Source organism: Citrobacter sp. Cb080, from assembly GCF_030334745.1.
Lineage (GTDB): Bacteria > Pseudomonadota > Gammaproteobacteria > Enterobacterales > Enterobacteriaceae > Citrobacter > Citrobacter braakii.
Genome location: NZ_JAOWDG010000070.1, coordinates 1 through 15,483 on the forward strand (window position 1 = coordinate 1; position 15,483 = coordinate 15,483).

The 15,483-nt window shown below is 48.3% G+C and carries 13 protein-coding genes, 2 tRNA genes and 3 pseudogenes; 14 read left to right on the top strand and 4 right to left on the bottom strand.

What is annotated here, in order from left to right:
* Window positions 1-91 precede the first annotated feature (91 nt).
* The 12 genes and pseudogenes from OGV38_RS14670 to OGV38_RS14725 all read left to right on the top strand — a co-directional run bounded on the left by OGV38_RS14670 (window position 92) and on the right by OGV38_RS14725 (window position 7,179).
* Window positions 92-1,299, top strand: a protein-coding gene (locus OGV38_RS14670) for an IS3 family transposase (RefSeq protein WP_117086587.1) whose coding sequence is annotated in 2 segments (ribosomal slippage) — window positions 92-413 and window positions 413-1,299 — 1,209 coding nt in all. Because the reading frame shifts where the segments join, the coding sequence is not laid out codon by codon here.
* Window positions 1,300-1,309: 10 nt separating this feature from the next.
* On the top strand, window positions 1,310-2,635 hold the full coding sequence (locus OGV38_RS14675) for an AppA family phytase/histidine-type acid phosphatase (RefSeq protein ID WP_502874074.1): 1,326 nt from the start codon (window positions 1,310-1,312) through the stop codon (window positions 2,633-2,635).
* A gap of 293 nt (window positions 2,636-2,928) precedes the next feature.
* Window positions 2,929-3,207: pseudogene (locus tag OGV38_RS14680) on the top strand (DUF1367 family protein); the annotation flags it as partial.
* Between the two features lie 266 nt (window positions 3,208-3,473).
* A tRNA-Thr gene (locus OGV38_RS14685) sits at window positions 3,474-3,549 on the top strand.
* Window positions 3,550-3,552: 3 nt separating this feature from the next.
* Window positions 3,553-3,627: transfer RNA gene (locus OGV38_RS14690), tRNA-Gly, on the top strand.
* Between the two features lie 648 nt (window positions 3,628-4,275).
* The gene (locus OGV38_RS14695) at window positions 4,276-4,494 is read left to right on the top strand and encodes a DUF4222 domain-containing protein (RefSeq protein WP_269517255.1); all 219 of its coding nucleotides are present in this window, start codon (window positions 4,276-4,278) and stop codon (window positions 4,492-4,494) included.
* Window positions 4,485-4,703, top strand: coding sequence for a hypothetical protein (locus tag OGV38_RS14700; protein WP_269517256.1), 219 nt, complete (start codon window positions 4,485-4,487; stop codon window positions 4,701-4,703). Before OGV38_RS14695 ends, OGV38_RS14700 begins: the two co-directional genes overlap by 10 nt.
* A gap of 415 nt (window positions 4,704-5,118) precedes the next feature.
* Window positions 5,119-5,412, top strand: a complete 294-nt coding sequence (locus OGV38_RS14705) for a hypothetical protein (protein WP_269517257.1) — start codon at window positions 5,119-5,121, stop codon at window positions 5,410-5,412.
* A 148-nt stretch (window positions 5,413-5,560) separates the two neighbouring features.
* Entirely contained in the window at window positions 5,561-6,097 is a 537-nt protein-coding gene (locus OGV38_RS14710; protein ID WP_269517258.1) for an Ail/Lom family outer membrane beta-barrel protein, read from the top strand.
* A gap of 69 nt (window positions 6,098-6,166) precedes the next feature.
* Window positions 6,167-6,493 (top strand): annotated as a pseudogene (locus OGV38_RS14715) (phage tail length tape measure family protein); the annotation flags it as partial.
* A gap of 73 nt (window positions 6,494-6,566) precedes the next feature.
* The gene (locus tag OGV38_RS14720) at window positions 6,567-6,776 is read left to right on the top strand and encodes a DUF4376 domain-containing protein (RefSeq protein ID WP_231040542.1); all 210 of its coding nucleotides are present in this window, start codon (window positions 6,567-6,569) and stop codon (window positions 6,774-6,776) included.
* A gap of 25 nt (window positions 6,777-6,801) precedes the next feature.
* Complete coding sequence (locus tag OGV38_RS14725; RefSeq protein WP_269517259.1) at window positions 6,802-7,179, top strand: DUF1353 domain-containing protein; 378 nt, start codon at window positions 6,802-6,804, stop codon at window positions 7,177-7,179.
* Window positions 7,180-7,396: 217 nt separating this feature from the next.
* Here OGV38_RS14725 and OGV38_RS14730 read toward each other — a convergent pair whose 3' ends face one another.
* From OGV38_RS14730 to OGV38_RS14745, 4 genes and pseudogenes are all read right to left on the bottom strand, one after another.
* Window positions 7,397-11,338, bottom strand: a complete 3,942-nt coding sequence (locus tag OGV38_RS14730) for an autotransporter outer membrane beta-barrel domain-containing protein (RefSeq protein WP_286473806.1) — start codon at window positions 11,336-11,338, stop codon at window positions 7,397-7,399.
* The gene (locus OGV38_RS14735; RefSeq protein WP_269517260.1) at window positions 11,331-12,551 is read right to left on the bottom strand and encodes an autotransporter strand-loop-strand O-heptosyltransferase; all 1,221 of its coding nucleotides are present in this window, start codon (window positions 12,549-12,551) and stop codon (window positions 11,331-11,333) included. Before OGV38_RS14735 ends, OGV38_RS14730 begins: the two co-directional genes overlap by 8 nt.
* A gap of 201 nt (window positions 12,552-12,752) precedes the next feature.
* Window positions 12,753-13,064 carry a PapB/FocB family fimbrial expression transcriptional regulator gene (locus tag OGV38_RS14740; protein WP_109018357.1) on the bottom strand — a complete coding sequence of 104 codons (312 nt, stop codon included), beginning with the start codon at window positions 13,062-13,064 and terminating at the stop codon, window positions 12,753-12,755.
* 519 nt (window positions 13,065-13,583) lie between these two features.
* Window positions 13,584-13,776, bottom strand: a pseudogene (locus tag OGV38_RS14745) (SOS response-associated peptidase); the annotation flags it as partial.
* A gap of 188 nt (window positions 13,777-13,964) precedes the next feature.
* Here OGV38_RS14745 and OGV38_RS14750 point away from each other — a divergent pair.
* Together OGV38_RS14750 and OGV38_RS14755 are read left to right on the top strand one after the other, a co-directional pair.
* Window positions 13,965-14,240, top strand: a complete 276-nt coding sequence (locus OGV38_RS14750; RefSeq protein WP_003833178.1) for a metal/formaldehyde-sensitive transcriptional repressor — start codon at window positions 13,965-13,967, stop codon at window positions 14,238-14,240.
* 32 nt (window positions 14,241-14,272) lie between these two features.
* Window positions 14,273-15,391 carry an S-(hydroxymethyl)glutathione dehydrogenase/class III alcohol dehydrogenase gene (locus OGV38_RS14755; RefSeq protein ID WP_181635425.1) on the top strand — a complete coding sequence of 373 codons (1,119 nt, stop codon included), beginning with the start codon at window positions 14,273-14,275 and terminating at the stop codon, window positions 15,389-15,391.
* Window positions 15,392-15,483 lie beyond the last annotated feature (92 nt).

Consider the following 15,483-nt stretch of genomic DNA (forward strand, 5'->3'; position numbering starts at 1 on the left):
TGATGTAGCCCCCTGAAACACCGGACAGTAGCTGTATCTCCAGATAAGAGATAGGCTTGAATATATGTCTAACACTAACGCCAATTTTGAGATGACCGGGATCCTGTTAGGGCAAGAAGTCCGTAAACGTAAAACTCCTCAGGAGAAGATCGCCATTATCCAGCAGACGATGGAGCCGGGTATGAATGTCTCCCATGTCGCCCGCCTGCATGGTATCCAGCCCAGCCTGCTGTTTAAGTGGAAGAAGCAATATCAGGAAGGCAGCCTCACCGCCGTTGCGGCTGGAGAGGAAGTCGTTCCTGCTTCTGAGCTTACTGCTGCTCTGAAGCAGGTCCGGGAGCTTCAGCGCCTTCTGGGCAAGAAGACGATGGAAGTTGAGATCCTGAAAGAAGCCGTGGAGTACGGTCAGTCGCGAAAATGGATAGCGCACGCGCCCTTGTTGCCAAAGGACGGGGAATAGCCATGGTCTGCCGGACCATGGGCGTGTCGCGTGCGCAACTGTCACTGCGGATTAACCGTTCTGCCGACTGGCAGGACAGGCGCTGTAACCGGCGTAATGAAGAAGCAGACGCAGAAATACTGTCGGCTATCCTCAACATTATCAGCGATATGCCGAGTTATGGTTATCGACGCGTGTGGGGCATCCTGCGCAAGCAACGTCGCACAGAGGGACAGCTACCTGTGAATGCCAAACGGCTTTACAGGATAATGCGTGAGCATAACCTGTTGTTGTTGCATCACAAACCAGAGCGACCGAAGCGTGAACATAAGGGCAAGATAGCGGTGGCAGAAAGCGATATGCGCTGGTGTTCAGATGGCTTCGAGTTCGGCTGCGACAACGGCGAAAAACTGCGGGTAACGTTCGCGCTGGACTGCTGCGACCGTGAGGCCATAGACTGGGCAGCAAGCACGGGAGGCTATGACAGTTCGACCGTGCAGGATGTGATGCTGAGGTCGGTGGAAAAGCGCTTCGGCGACAGGTTGCCCGACACAGCGGTGCAGTGGCTGACGGATAACGGTTCAGCGTATACCGCGTATGAAACGCGGAGGTTCGCGAGAGAGCTGAATCTGGAGCCCTGCACAACAGCGGTGAGCAGCCCGCAGAGTAATGGCATGGCCGAACGGTTCGTGAAAACGATGAAAGAAGACTATATCGCGTTCATGCCAAAACCGGATGTGAGAACAGCACTGCGAAACCTTGCAGTAGCGTTCACGCATTACAATGAAAACCACCCGCACAGCGCGCTGGGATATCACTCCCCGAGGGAATACCGGCGGCAGCGGACATCGTTAACTTAAGATACAAAAGCTGTTCGGAGATGGAGGGTCAAGATCAAGTACATTCATCATTCGTTTATTATTTTTTTCTCTCTTATGCGGTTCTTTCTCAATACATGCTGAAGAGCAGAACGGTATGAAACTTGAGCGGGTTGTGATAGTGAGTCGTCACGGAGTAAGAGCACCTACGAAGTTCACTCCAATAATGAAAGATGTCACACCCGATCAATGGCCACAATGGGATGTGCCGTTAGGATGGCTAACGCCTCGTGGGGGAGAACTTGTTTCTGAATTAGGTCAGTATCAACGTTTATGGTTCACGAGCAAAGGTCTGTTGAATAATCAAACGTGCCCATCTCCAGGGCAGGTTGCTGTTATTGCAGACACGGATCAACGCACCCGTAAAACGGGTGAGGCGTTTCTGGCTGGGTTAGCACCAAAATGTCAAATTCAAGTGCATTATCAGAAGGATGAAGAAAAAACTGATCCTCTTTTTAATCCAGTAAAAATGGGGAAATGTTCGTTTAACACATTGAAGGTTAAAAACGCTATTCTGGAACGGGCCGGAGGAAATATTGAACTGTATACCCAACGCTATCAATCTTCATTTCGGACCCTGGAAAATGTTTTAAATTTCTCACAATCGGAGACATGTAAGACTACAGAAAAGTCTACGAAATGCACATTACCAGAGGCTTTACCGTCTGAACTTAAGGTAACTCCTGACAATGTATCATTACCTGGTGCCTGGAGTCTTTCTTCCACGCTGACTGAGATATTTCTGTTGCAAGAGGCCCAGGGAATGCCACAGGTAGCCTGGGGGCGTATTACGGGAGAAAAAGAATGGAGAGATTTGTTAAGTCTGCATAACGCTCAGTTTGATCTTTTGCAAAGAACTCCAGAAGTTGCCCGTAGTAGAGCCACACCATTACTCGATATGATAGACACTGCATTATTGACAAATGGTACAACAGAAAACAGGTATGGCATAAAATTACCCGTATCTCTGTTGTTTATTGCTGGTCATGATACCAATCTTGCAAATTTAAGCGGGGCTTTAGATCTTAACTGGTCGCTGCCCGGTCAACCCGATAATACCCCTCCTGGTGGGGAGCTTGTATTCGAAAAGTGGAAAAGAACCAGTGATAATACGGATTGGGTTCAGGTTTCATTTGTTTATCAGACGCTGAGAGATATGAGGGATATACAACCGTTGTCATTAGAAAAACCTGCCGGCAAAATTGATTTAAAATTAATTGCATGTGAAGAGAAAAATAGTCAGGGAATGTGTTCGTTAAAAAGCTTTTCCAGGCTCATTAAGGAAATTCGCGTGCCAGAGTGTGCAGTTACGGAATAAGTAACTAATTGTTATATATATAGCGTATTAAAAAATAGAAACCCCCGGTTTGTAGTCGGGGGTATTCGTATTGTTCATAATTACATGAGTCTTCAACTGACAGCTCTTTGCGAGTGACAATCCAGTTACACTGCTCCAGAAAAAATCCGGACTGTTCAGCGATGCAGAATACATCGACAAAGCGCTCGGTGTTGCGGCTCTAAAACCGCTTTACACGGTGATTCGTTAGTTAGAAGTCTGGGACACCAATCCCGGTGCCCGATTTTGTGGCCACATGGGAACTATCAAAAAATAACTACTGGATACCAACAGGCGGGGCAATTACGCCGCAGGAACAAAAAATGGTCTCAGGTTTTGTCGATTTTCTTTGCGAGTTAGTCGGGCGCGAGCATACTCCCGCACTGAGCGATGCAGCAGAACAATATCTGCACGAAATCGCCACCACGAGAACCGGGGACATTGCGCTGCTCAAATCTTTCGATGCTTTCTGTGAATGGGTAACCATTCAGGTTGGTTTTTTTTACCCGGATGGCTACTGCGGGCGCCGGGCTAAATCCATCGCCTTTTCGAATAGCAACACTTAACCCGCCATCGTGCGGGTTTTGTTTTTTCTGAATATGAATTAAATAAACCGTTAGAAATTAACCATGCAGATGATATCTATGTTTTTTGAATTTTAAAAACATGTGAAATTGTTAAATAAAAACACAATAATAACTTTGCAAAAATTGACATTGCTTGTTGTTGAAAACAGTGATTTTATCCGTATTATTTATGGCGGTTCTGAGGGGATGACTTTTATTGCTCGGTCATGTTGGCTCCCGAAGAACCAATTAATGCCGACTAAGCTCAGTAGGTAGAGCAACTGACTTGTAATCAGCAGGTCACCAGTTCGATTCCGGTAGTCGGCACCATATGCGAGCATCGTATAATGGCTATTACCTCAGCCTTCCAAGCTGATGATGCGGGTTCGATTCCCGCTGCCCGCTCCAGTTTTCTTTCATATTATGTAGCGTCTATGAAAGAGAATGAGAGCCACCTCTGCATCCATCCTTGTGCAGTTGACGACGCCAGAGATGGCTCTCGAATTTAAGCTGACAAATTTGGTTTGCGAACCGACCTTTTTATGGCACAGATTAATGTAAGTTAGTCGAAGCGGGTCAGGAAATTGTGGGTGAATTTTGCTTCTCAGCTCCATAGGGGGCCGTGTGCCATGTTTTTTTGCATTCAAATATCGTCTTGTCGTTTACCAGTATGCGCGGTACTTTGGGTTAAAAAATTGATAAGACGTCATCTGAATGCAGTGATAGCCATGTACAGTGGGGCAAAACAGCCCCCTTGTCTGCGTTTGATCAAATCGTTGCGAGTCCCAGTGGCTGACTGAGAACTCTCCGGGTAAAACCGGCACTGCATTAATTATTGAGGTGTTCCCAAGTGCGGGAATGGCCTGGAGAGCTTCAGTCGAAGGCTGTTGGCATATTATTTATTAAGACTGGTGATATGTCTCGGGAGGCACCCGACACCTCAACCATGTAACGCTTATCACATGTAGTAGGCGATACGACCAATAATAAAATTATATTTCATGCGTTGACCTCCACCTCCTGTGAGGTGGTTTTTTCAAATGTATATTGTGCTGTATGTTTGACGCGAACGATTTCCCGAGCTCTCAGCAACGGTATAAAGACGACCGTGGCACATTGGTAACAATAGTCAGTGTTGAGGAGAGGTGTGTTATTTTTATGCGGGAGGGATATCCCCATCCCTGCATGAGACCAATGTATAACTTCCTGGCAAAATTCAAAAAAATTGCAGAGGAAGAAGAGCAACCTGGCAAGGTAGATGATGTATGTTTGTAGTTCATGGATTACCACACGACCCTACAGATCATGATAGAGTAATTGGTTGGGCCGTTTTTCGTCCTGCCCCATGGCATCTGGTGGGGTTTTTTGCGACTGAGTATATGGCAAGAAAAGAACTACAAACACGAGGTGATGATTATCACGTGCAGTTAGGCTCCTATAAGCTTGGTTCCCAGGATTTTAAGGCATTTACTTTTGAACTGTAAAAATAGACAGAAAATCTCGGGTAAATAAAACATTGTTCGAGTATTGTAATGATTGCTAACTACTGGCCGATCAGGAATCGTCTGTATATAAAGAGGATATCAATGGGGGTATGGTTTGTGTTAAGCGGGATGCTTTGCTTCTTTATTGCACATCTGGCAGATAAGTACTCTAAAAAAATGGTAGCAAACATAACAATTTTTGGAGGGATATTCATGATAGCCCTCGCAGCCTTATTCTAATTAAGGTTCACCTCAATTTTAGGGGATGGTTCATCCAAATTTGTCATTAAATAGTAATTAGGTATCTGTTTGTTGAAACCCGCCATTGAGCGGGTTTTGTCGTTTCTGAGACTCGTTACGGCGGGCCATTTTCATATCCGCGCCATCGCACCAACAAACCAAAAGTCATCTGCGGGTGGCTTTGATCGGGCTTTGTTTTTTATGGGGCGCTGGTGGTCTTTTTTATTTACAGGAGAAGTTATGGTTACCCGAACCTGACATTGATGCAATTACCTGGGGAATGTTAAATGCTTTTGCAGTCATTTCTCGATCCCGTCGTTATGTAGGAATGACTGAGCAACCGTTACAATTATCTATAAGGGATATTAATGACCATTTTTCAATCTATACTTTGCTAATTGAGCGTAAGGAGTTTGATACAGCAATATTCGCTCTTGATGAAGAATGGTTAATGATAAATAGTAACTAGTGAAAACGTTATAAATGCATAATTGTGTATGTCAAAAATTTCTTCTGTTATTAATTGTTGGCTAAAAATATTTATTTTCATAAACTAAGGTTGCGCCATTGAGAATCTGGCGCATTAATAAATTTTGTTAAACTAAAAAGGATTTGTTATGAAAAGATCAGTTTTGGCAACATTTATTATTGGTGCTTTTTTTGCATCTGGGACAGCAAGTGCAGAACAATTGAAGCATACTGTTTTAGGTGGTTATGCACAAAGCAATGTTAAAGCTGGTGGTGAGAGCTTAAAAGATGACCCAACTGGTTTTAACGTAAAATACCGCTATGAGTTAAATGAAAATTTAGGGGTTGTATCTTCATTTACGTATACAGGGGAAAGCTATAATTACTATTTCGGCGGATACAAGTTTGGTAATGTAGACTTAGATTATTATTCTATTTCCGCTGGCCCAGCTTATCGCTTTAACGACTATGTTAGTGCATATGGTTTATTAGGAATTGCCCATGGACGAGTAGAATCTAATGTACTGGGTTTCTCTGATTCTGAAAGCAAAACCTCTGCAACCTATGGTGTTGGTTTACAATTTAACCCTGTACCCAACTGGGCGATCGATACGTCTTATGAATATTCCAAACTGGGGGATGTGAAAGTCGGTACTTGGATGGTTGGCATCGGTTACCGCTTCTAAGAATCCACACTTCTCTGGTGTCTGGCCCTGCGCATTGCGCGGGGCTTTCTATTTTTCCGGAGTCATTAAATGACAGAGCAAACCTCGCGCCTTGCAATAATTATCGATAGCACTAGAGCTAAAAATAATGCTGACAGTTTGACCTCTGCATTGGTCAAGATGACGCGGGCAGGTGAGAATGCAGCGGCAGGGGCTAAAAAGCTAACTAAAGCAACAGATGAAGAAAAATCTGCACTTTCGGAACTTTTGGATCAAATCGATCCGCTAAATGCGGCATTAAATAAGTTGGATAAACAGCAACAGCAACAGCAACTGGCAAAATTCAAATCTAAAGGAATGCTGGATGATGAAACGTTTGCTAACTATTCCCTGAAAATTGACGAAGCTCGTACCAAACAGGAGGCTCAGCCGCACACGTTTGAATGGAACCGGTGGGGCCGATTCCATGGCCCGGCTCGCACCGGTAGCGATGGCGGCGAAAGTGTCTGGTGCGAGGGCAATGCTGGGCTGGAGTGACGTGTCGAATAACTCAGTTTCGCTGACAATGAAACAGCTAAAGGAACTGGCCGGGGCAATGGCGCAGGCGATGGTGACGGAGGGGGGACGGATCCACGAACGCCAGCGCCAGATGAAGGACGAGGTTGCTGCGCTGCAGACGCTGGAGGATATTCGTGCATAACGGGTGGGATGGCCGGAGGTGGGAAGTGAGTAAATTTACGACCCCAGCCGCGCTGGAAATGTTCAATGATTATCGCTGGCGTCTGGTTGAGCCGTTTGAATTCTGGCTGACGGATAACTCGGATGCTGTGATACATGTCCCCGCAGAGTACGTTACCGACCTGGCCAGTATACCGCGCCTTCTCTGGTCAGTATTCCCGCCACATGGTCGTTACGCGAAAGCCGCCATCATTCATGACTGGATGTATGAGAACGGACTCCGGACGAAAAGGGCGGCTGACAGGATTTTCCTGGATGGAATGGTCGTACTGGGTGTACCGCGCTGGCGGCGTCTGATGATGTACTGCGCTGTACGTTTCTTCGGACGGGGTAACTACGAACTGGCACATCAAAAGACAATGTGATTTCAGGAACCCACAAATCCGGGATATATGTGTGCCAGTAAATATCGGCCAGCGTTTTATGGAAGGGGCCACTCAACTTTAAAAGTGAACGACCGTTCATTGCAACATGCTTCATTCTTCTGGAAAAAAGAGCGGCACCTGACCGGCACCGCTCATTGCGTGAATGTTCAACTGAAAGGGAGACAGCCACAGATGTGGCTGCCGTTTCTATCCCTGGTTAGAAGTTGATGCGAAAACCGACGCTACCGGTCACCGGAGACTCGATATTCACTCCTTTCTGGTAGTTTGCCTCAGCCCACACCTCTGCATTTGGTGTCAACTGGGCACTGACCCCGGCACCGTATTTACCTGTCGTCCCTGAGATATCGTTGGTAAAGTCATAGCGGTCGTTAATCCGGACTTTGTTGTTGTCCGAAAACTCATGGTTGATCGCCGCCTTGAGGTACGGTTTGACTGTCTTACCGGCAATGTCAAGGTTCATGCCGAGATTAACACCTGCCTCGGCCTGCAGAGATTTGGTCGTCCCAATGCTGGCTTTCATGCCGTTATTCAGGCTGATATCCTTCGCATCTGCGCGGAACGCCGTTGTCCGCACATATGGCTGAGCCCATGTATTGTCATTCAGACTGAAGGTCTTGCCCGCTTCGAGACTGCCGCCAAAACCGTTCTGGCTGTAATCGCCTTTAACTGCCGTACCGTCACTCATCCGGGTGCGCAGCTCATTGCTGAAGCGATTGTATTTCAACACACCGTCCACGTAGTAGCCGTCATTATCAAACCATGTTGCATACAGGCCGCCGCCGGTACTGCCGATCGTGCTGTCTCCGCCCCGATTATGGCTAATGCTGTTGTCGGTGTAAGAGACGAATGCTCCCACAGCTAAATGGCTTTCACCCAGGTCAAAGACTTTGTCACCGCCGGTTTCGAAACCGTTCTGGGTCAGGGTATAGCCGGTGCTCGCCCCGCCACTGATGCGATTATCAGACCCGGTATAACGGCCCCATACCCCTCCTGGTGAACGGGTGTTCTGCATGAAATCGCCGTGACGGAAGCGCAGATTCTGCAGTTCGCTGTTGAAGACATATGCCGGTGCTGTTGCCATGCCCAGTACCGCGTCGGCTGATTTTGTTGTGCGACGCACCGGAGACGGCGATGTACCTGCATCCGGGTTAGTCGGCGGAGTAACCGGAGGAGGCGTGTCAGCTTTCAGATACCAGTTGGTATTTTCCTTGCTCAAGCCGTATTCCCAGGTACCGGCATCGACTTTCCCGCCGTTCAGGGTAAACATGGCATCACCGCCACCGGTCTGTACCACCTGAAGCGGCGTGCCAGCAGATACTGGCTCCCGGCCAGTGTTTTTGATATCCAGCACAAAGTTACCGCTGGCATTACCGGCAACTTTCAGCATATCTCCGGTATGCGATGCAATATCGGTGTTCATCCGGAACATACCGCTACCCGACAAACTCCCGAGCGCCAGCGAGACCGCCTGGAAGGCTGGCGTCAGACGCGTGGTTGTTGACGGACGGAAATCAACGGTTCCGTTATCCAGCGTTAATGCACCGACAGTGGAGTCACCATCGAGATGCCAGACAGACGCACCTTTCACCGCCATGTCACCTGCGCCGGTGCTGTCTCCCGCCACGTTCCCCGTCAGGATGGTGCCGTTATCCAGCGTCAGGGTGGTGCCTGACTGTGTCGTCACATTAGCCTTAGCCTGAAGGGCATCCATCGTCATGGCACCGCCACTCTGAAGGGCAATCCCACCGTCCTGAGACAACAGACCGCTGAAGCGGGTGCTCCCGCCTTCCTGTGTCAGGGTACCGGTCCCCGTCAGGGTACCTGCGAAAGTCGCGGCACTGTTGTTGAGGAAATACAGGTTCCCTTCATTTGTGACCACATCACCGACCAGTATACTTTTATCCAGCAGGGAAGTGGTGCCACGGAGCACACCGCCGCTGCGGATATCCAGCGTACCATCACTGCCAACAGTTGTAGCGCTGGCCTGATGACCGTCAAACACCGTCAGGTATCCGCCGTTTTCCAGCAGCATATTGGCTGCACTGCCGCCAGCGATACTGAAGCTGCCTTTATCGTTGGTACCGCTCAGGACTGCACTGGTATTGGTTACGACAGCTCCGCCACTGTTCTGGGTAACCTTAGAGGCTGAACCACCGGCCTCCACCTGCAAAATACCGCCGGTGTTGATCGTGGTTCTGGTAATGCTGCCGCCTTTATAAACGTGCTGCATCCCCCCGATGTTTAGCATGCTGTCACTTGCAGAGCCCCCGGATAAAACATTTTGCCAGCCCCCATTGACGGTAGTGTTAGTGGTAGTACCCCCAAAATTGACAATCTGGAATCCGTTATTAATCGTGGTGTTTTCTGCATTTCCACTTACACTCTGAATCCCAAAGTTGAGCACCGTATCGCTGGCATTTCCACTCGCCTCGATAGATTGCACTCCTCCAGAATTGATTGTTGTGTTGCTGGCAATCCCTTTATTGACAACCTGGCGTCCTCCATCAAGCGTGGTGTCAGTTGCACTCCCCCAAACAAGCTGAGATCCACCGTTGTGAATAGTGGTACCCGTGGCAATACCGCCACTGTAGACATACTGATTCCCACCCCTGTTTATGGTGGTGCTTGTGGCACTGCCACCACTATATACATACTGGTTTCCACCATCGTTCATGGTGGTATTTATAAGATTGCCGTCCAGATCGACATATTGGTTCCCGCCGCTATTCATAGTGGTGTCCGTGACAATAGCACCACTGTATACATACTGGGTCCCGCCTCCGTTCATGGTGGTATCCATGACACTAGCGCCGCTGAAGACATTCCGGATCCCTCTGTCGTACATGGTTGTAGCCAATGCACTGGCGCCACCTGAGACATACTGCTGCCCATTATTGGTTAGGGTTGTATGCGTTACACTGCCGCCACTAAGGACCGACTGGCTCCCGTTCAAAATAGAAGTACCTGCAGCACTGCCGCCGCTTGAGATCAGCATTTCTCCGTTTTGAATATTAGTATTTGAGGCGCTGCCATAGAGATACAATTTCCCGCCTGCGATTGTTGTATTGGTAACACTGCCACCGCTGTTAACAATCTGCTGACCATTGTTGTTAATCGTGGTACTTGTAGCATTGCCGCCGCTGGCGATTGACTGGGACCCGCCGCTGTTTACAACGGTATTGATTGCGTTACCGCCGCTGTAGATTAACTCGCTCCCTTGGTCATTAATGGTGGTATTTGTGGCCAGATGTCCGTTGAGTACTGTTAACATACCACCGTTCTCCAGCAGCATATTACTCGCACGGCCTCCGGCAATACTGAAGCTTCCCTTAACGTTGGTGCCATTTATGAAAGAGTCGGTGTCAGTGCTAATGGCGCCACCGCTTTCCTGAGTAATGGCAACAGCACTCCCACCGGAAAACACCGTTAATAAACCATTGTTCTTAATGGTCGTACTTGTAGCGCTACCTCCGCTGTAAATAACCTGTAAGCCGTCGCTATTAATAATGGTGTTCGTGGCGCTGCCGACGACAAACTGCCCCCCACCGTTAATTGTCGTAGCAGTCACGATGGCACCGTCAACAACCATCTGCTGACCACCATTGTTTATTTTAGTGCTCGTGGCACTGGCACCACTCTCGAGGTACTGCTCACCACCGCTGTTGACTGTGGTGCTCGTGGCACTGCCACCACTATAGACAATCTGATAACCACCGCTGTTAACCGTGGTGTTCGTGGCACTGCCACCACTATAGACCTGCTCTCTACCACCATTGATTATTGTGGTGCTCGCAGCACCACCACTAAAGATATCCAGTTGACCACCGCTGCTAACTGTTGTGCTCGTGGCACTACCACCACTGAGCCTCAACAGACCACCACTATTAACAGTTGTGTTAGTCGCAGTATCACCTACAGAAAGGTATACGGCAGAGCTGGGATGTCCAGTTCCTAGATTCTCATTCTCATAGTCAGCTGCCAGCACAGGCTGCGACGGCATAAGCAGGCCGGCAATCAATCCTGCCAGAGCAGTGCGCTTGATTTGACGCGGACGACGTCCCCCTTTACGGGTCAGCTCTGAGGTAACGACCCACATCCCGGTGGATTCGTTCCAGACAGTGTTATATACCTTATTCATTGCTTACTCCTTTTTTCAGGGTGGCCTCAACACCCTGGTCAGTTAAAGAACGGTGAAGTTTATTGATGACGCCATTGACTTGGGCGCCGGTTATCAGCCGGGTACATTCAAATTGCCGGTCGGTATTTTTATGTCTCGGGCACCACAGAAAATCGTGGTGGTCAAAATTGAGTGACGTGTCATCCCAGCATCCGTAGCAGCCATGGGAATTAAATACCCGCCACGGGGTATAAAACTCGCTGTTGGGCAGGCTGAAACCACTTATCAGCACCACCGGAATACCGGTAGCCCATGCCAGCCATGACAGGCCGCTTGCCAGCCCAATAAAGAAACTGGCATGACGCAGCAGGTTCACCCGCTCCTGCAGCGGGAGTTTTCCGGTGAAGTCTTCGGCTCCCCAGGGGATGTGGTTCCAGACAAAGCCCTGGCCATAATGGGCATCCCGGTCAATGCACAGCACCCGGTAGCCCAGCGATTTCAGGTGCGCCACGACCTCACTCCAGCCGGTGCCGTTGTTCCAGTATTTCGCCTGACAGGTGGACTGGGTGGCGATACACACATAAGGCTCCTGGATAACCCGGGGCGCAGAAAGGTCAAGCCGGACGGGGGCTTCGCGCGGGTCAACGCCCAGGATGTAGCCTGCAGAACGGTGAAAACCGACCTTGCGAAAATCCACCGGCTGGTTGTCGGTATCGCCGCCAAAATAGAGCCCCACACGATAGGTGGCATAAGGCGCCTCCGTGCGCGGCTTATCCGGCGTGGAAAACTGTATCTGCGGATACTGAGGTGCCAGCAGGTCGATAATGTCCTGTGCCATCGTGCATTCCAGTTGGCACTTGTGCAGAGACTGGAATCGTTCGGCATAAGGGAACCAGCCGAGCAAATCGCCCAGCGTACCGGTCGGGAATGAAATCAGCACCGGCCGGTCTTTTAATTTCAGGGTTTCATCCAGCAGGGGCGTATCTTCCCCCTGACGGAATACCTGAATGCGGAAACGCACGAAATATTTCTTACTGCTGGTCACCCAGCCTTTATCCACATCGCAGCAGAAAAGAATATTGTCTGAATCCGCATCCAGCAGACGGACGTGCCATTTCCCTTCAGGAAGCAATACACGGGCACCATCATTAAAGTCATAAAAGATATTGTCAGGTCCGGCCTGAGTTGGAGTTTCAGGCGGAGCGATAAAAAATGTATTCTTCAGCGTTGACATATTCTCACCTTCAAAAATATATAAGCGTTGAAAAGCACATGAACTATTAAATATTAGTTACAAAGAACTGACAAAAGCATCCGAATATCTTCTGCTCCCAAGAGGTATAATTGTTTTTTATTGCGTCAGTTGGTTACAAATTCGAGATGCTGTTAAAATTCACTATATTATATTGAAATATCGAGCGATTTTTCTGGAGGTTTATTTACTGTCTGACATCTTGTAATAATTAAGAAGCGTATTAACAACCTGGATGACATGTTCAAACCTGCTGATGCATGCTCCAAAGTAGCCATTACTAACACCATGTTTGTCGCAACAATGAGTTCTGGAGCGATTCAATACGAAATAATCGTGTAATGCCCTGATGATTTTATCGCTGCGGATGGGTGTCAGCTCGATCAGGCACCAGAACTCATCGTCAGACATGCTTCCTGATGGAAGGATATGATTCTTTTTTTCCAGGAAAGAGCTTTGCTGAGGTTGCTGGTCATGTTCTTTTATGCATTCCATCTTCGTCTCCATTAAGCATTATCTAATTCATAACAAGGACTGTCATCATTAAAAACAATACCATCCGGGAGCGAGTTAAAGTATATCAAAGTGAAATTCAGGAAAAAAGAAAATCATTTAGCGTATAATTTTGTATAAATCATTAAATTTATTTTTATAAACCAAAAAATAATCAATATTTAGGTTTTTGTATTGTAATTGTTGGTTTTTATGGTGTGAAACTCTTTTTTTAACAGAGTTGTATTTGTTGGCTTTTTGAGATTGGCAGTATTTCAAATATAGCTTGCTTATGAATGTGGTAAGCAATGTGATTATTTATTGAGGTATTATCAGATGCTTAATTTCCTCAAAGACCAATGTTGCGCCAAATGATGTAGCGTTGAGTTAGCATTTTTCACAATCCGACAAAGAAATTTTCATAGGTTTTCTTAGAAACAGTGCTGGGTGATAAGTACTCCAATTCCAACCACGTGACTGTTTTGACTAAGAGTGTCCAATTGCTGATATGAATATATGCTGGCCTTCAGCGATGAAGATAGCTCGCGGGTATATCATCCTGCTGGCATCTGCAGTTCGACACAGGCATTAATAAGTGGAGGCTTATCCACCAACCGTGAGCATAGATCCAGAACACGTGATCAAGTTGCAACAACTCATCACGTTCGCTCAGTAGCAGAGTTTTGGTGCCTGGCGCCACGTTAAAACGTCCGATAGCTAAAGAAGGTAAAATTGGGGGGCATATTGGGGGCAAAATTGCTTTGGGGGCATGAAAAAGGCTGTATATGTCCACATATGTCTAAATGTGCTGTTTGTGCAACTCATTAAAGAATAACAAGTTATTTATTTTACAATTAGTTAAAAAGACTGATAGTATACCCCCCTATAGTATTTGGAGGGCATATGCCGCATTCACCCGAAGATAAAAAACGCATTCTCACCCGTGTACGCCGTATTCGCGGTCAGGTTGATGCGCTTGAGCGCGCGCTGGAGTCCGGCGAGCCGTGTTTGGCTATCCTGCAACAAATTGCCGCCGTGCGCGGCGCATCCAATGGCCTGATGGGCGAAATGGTTGAGATCCACCTGAAAGACGAACTGGTCAGCGGGGAAACAACCCCAGACCAGCGTGCCGTGCGCATGGCTGAAATCGGCCATCTTCTGCGTGCTTATCTAAAATAACACCATCACCTCGCAATAATGGGAAGAGACAAATGAAATCACGTGCAGCAGTTGCATTCGGCCCCGGCCAACCGTTAAAAATTGTCGAAATCGATGTCGCACCGCCAAAGAAAGGTGAAGTGCTGGTTAAAATTACCCACACAGGCGTGTGCCATACTGATGCTTTTACGCTCTCAGGCGACGATCCGGAAGGGGTTTTCCCGGCGGTGCTCGGCCATGAAGGTGGCGGCATTGTGGTTGAAGTGGGTGAAGGCGTTACCAGCCTGAAAGCGGGCGATCATGTGATCCCGCTATACACCGCAGAATGTGGCGAGTGTAAGTTCTGTAAATCGGGTAAAACTAACCTGTGTCAGGCCGTACGTGCGACCCAGGGCAAAGGTCTGATGCCGGATGGCACAACCCGTTTCTCGTATAACGGCGAGCCGATTTATCACTATATGGGCACCAGCACCTTCAGCGAATACACCGTTTGCGCGGAGATCTCTCTGGCGAAGGTTAACCCGCAGGCTCCGCTGGACAAAGTGTGTCTGCTGGGGTGTGGCGTGACCACCGGTATCGGAGCGGTCCATAACACCGCAAAAGTGAAAGAAGGTGATACCGTCGCCGTATTTGGTCTGGGCGGCATTGGCCTGGCGGTGATTCAGGGCGCGGCGCAGGCGAAAGCCGGGCGTATTCTGGCCGTTGATACCAATCCGGAAAAATTTACGCTGGCAGGTGAAATGGGCGCGACCGATTTCATCAATCCGAAGGATTACGACAAACCGATTCAGGATGTGATTGTCGAGCTTACCGATGGCGGCGTGGACTTTAGTTTCGAATGTATCGGTAACGTTAACGTGATGCGCGCGGCGCTGGAATGCTGCCATAAAGGATGGGGCGAAAGCATCATTATTGGCGTGGCAGGAGCCGGACAAGAGATCAAAACACGCCCGTTCCAGTTAGTTACCGGGCGTGTCTGGCGCGGTTCCGCGTTTGGCGGCGTGAAGGGGCGTACTCAGCTTCCTGGTATGGTTGAAGATGCGATGAGCGGGAAAATTCAGTTGGATCCGTTTATTACCCACCGTTTACCGCTGGAGCAGATTAACGACGCGTTCGATTTAATGCATCAGGGTAAATCCATCCGTACCGTTATCCACTTTGGCGATAACTAATTCATTGGCCAGCGGATTTCACCGCTGGCACTTTCCTGAATTTTTTAGAATTATGTTGTGAAAGTGTGACGAATCCGGCGCTTTTCACGGTA

What these genes read in the sequence shown, in the direction of transcription:
- OGV38_RS14695 (WP_269517255.1), top strand. Translation starts at nt 4,276, where the DNA reads ATGTTTGACGCGAACGATTTCCCGAGCTCTCAGCAACGGTATAAAGAC.
- OGV38_RS14700 (WP_269517256.1), top strand. Translation starts at nt 4,485, where the DNA reads ATGTTTGTAGTTCATGGATTACCACACGACCCTACAGATCATGATAGA.
- OGV38_RS14710 (WP_269517258.1), top strand. Translation starts at nt 5,561, where the DNA reads ATGAAAAGATCAGTTTTGGCAACATTTATTATTGGTGCTTTTTTTGCA.
- OGV38_RS14720 (WP_231040542.1), top strand. Translation starts at nt 6,567, where the DNA reads ATGGCGGCGAAAGTGTCTGGTGCGAGGGCAATGCTGGGCTGGAGTGAC.
- OGV38_RS14730 (WP_286473806.1), bottom strand. Translation starts at nt 11,338, where the DNA reads ATGAATAAGGTATATAACACTGTCTGGAACGAATCCACCGGGATGTGG.
- OGV38_RS14735 (WP_269517260.1), bottom strand. Translation starts at nt 12,551, where the DNA reads ATGTCAACGCTGAAGAATACATTTTTTATCGCTCCGCCTGAAACTCCA.
- OGV38_RS14740 (WP_109018357.1), bottom strand. Translation starts at nt 13,064, where the DNA reads ATGGAATGCATAAAAGAACATGACCAGCAACCTCAGCAAAGCTCTTTC.
- OGV38_RS14750 (WP_003833178.1), top strand. Translation starts at nt 13,965, where the DNA reads ATGCCGCATTCACCCGAAGATAAAAAACGCATTCTCACCCGTGTACGC.
- OGV38_RS14755 (WP_181635425.1), top strand. Translation starts at nt 14,273, where the DNA reads ATGAAATCACGTGCAGCAGTTGCATTCGGCCCCGGCCAACCGTTAAAA.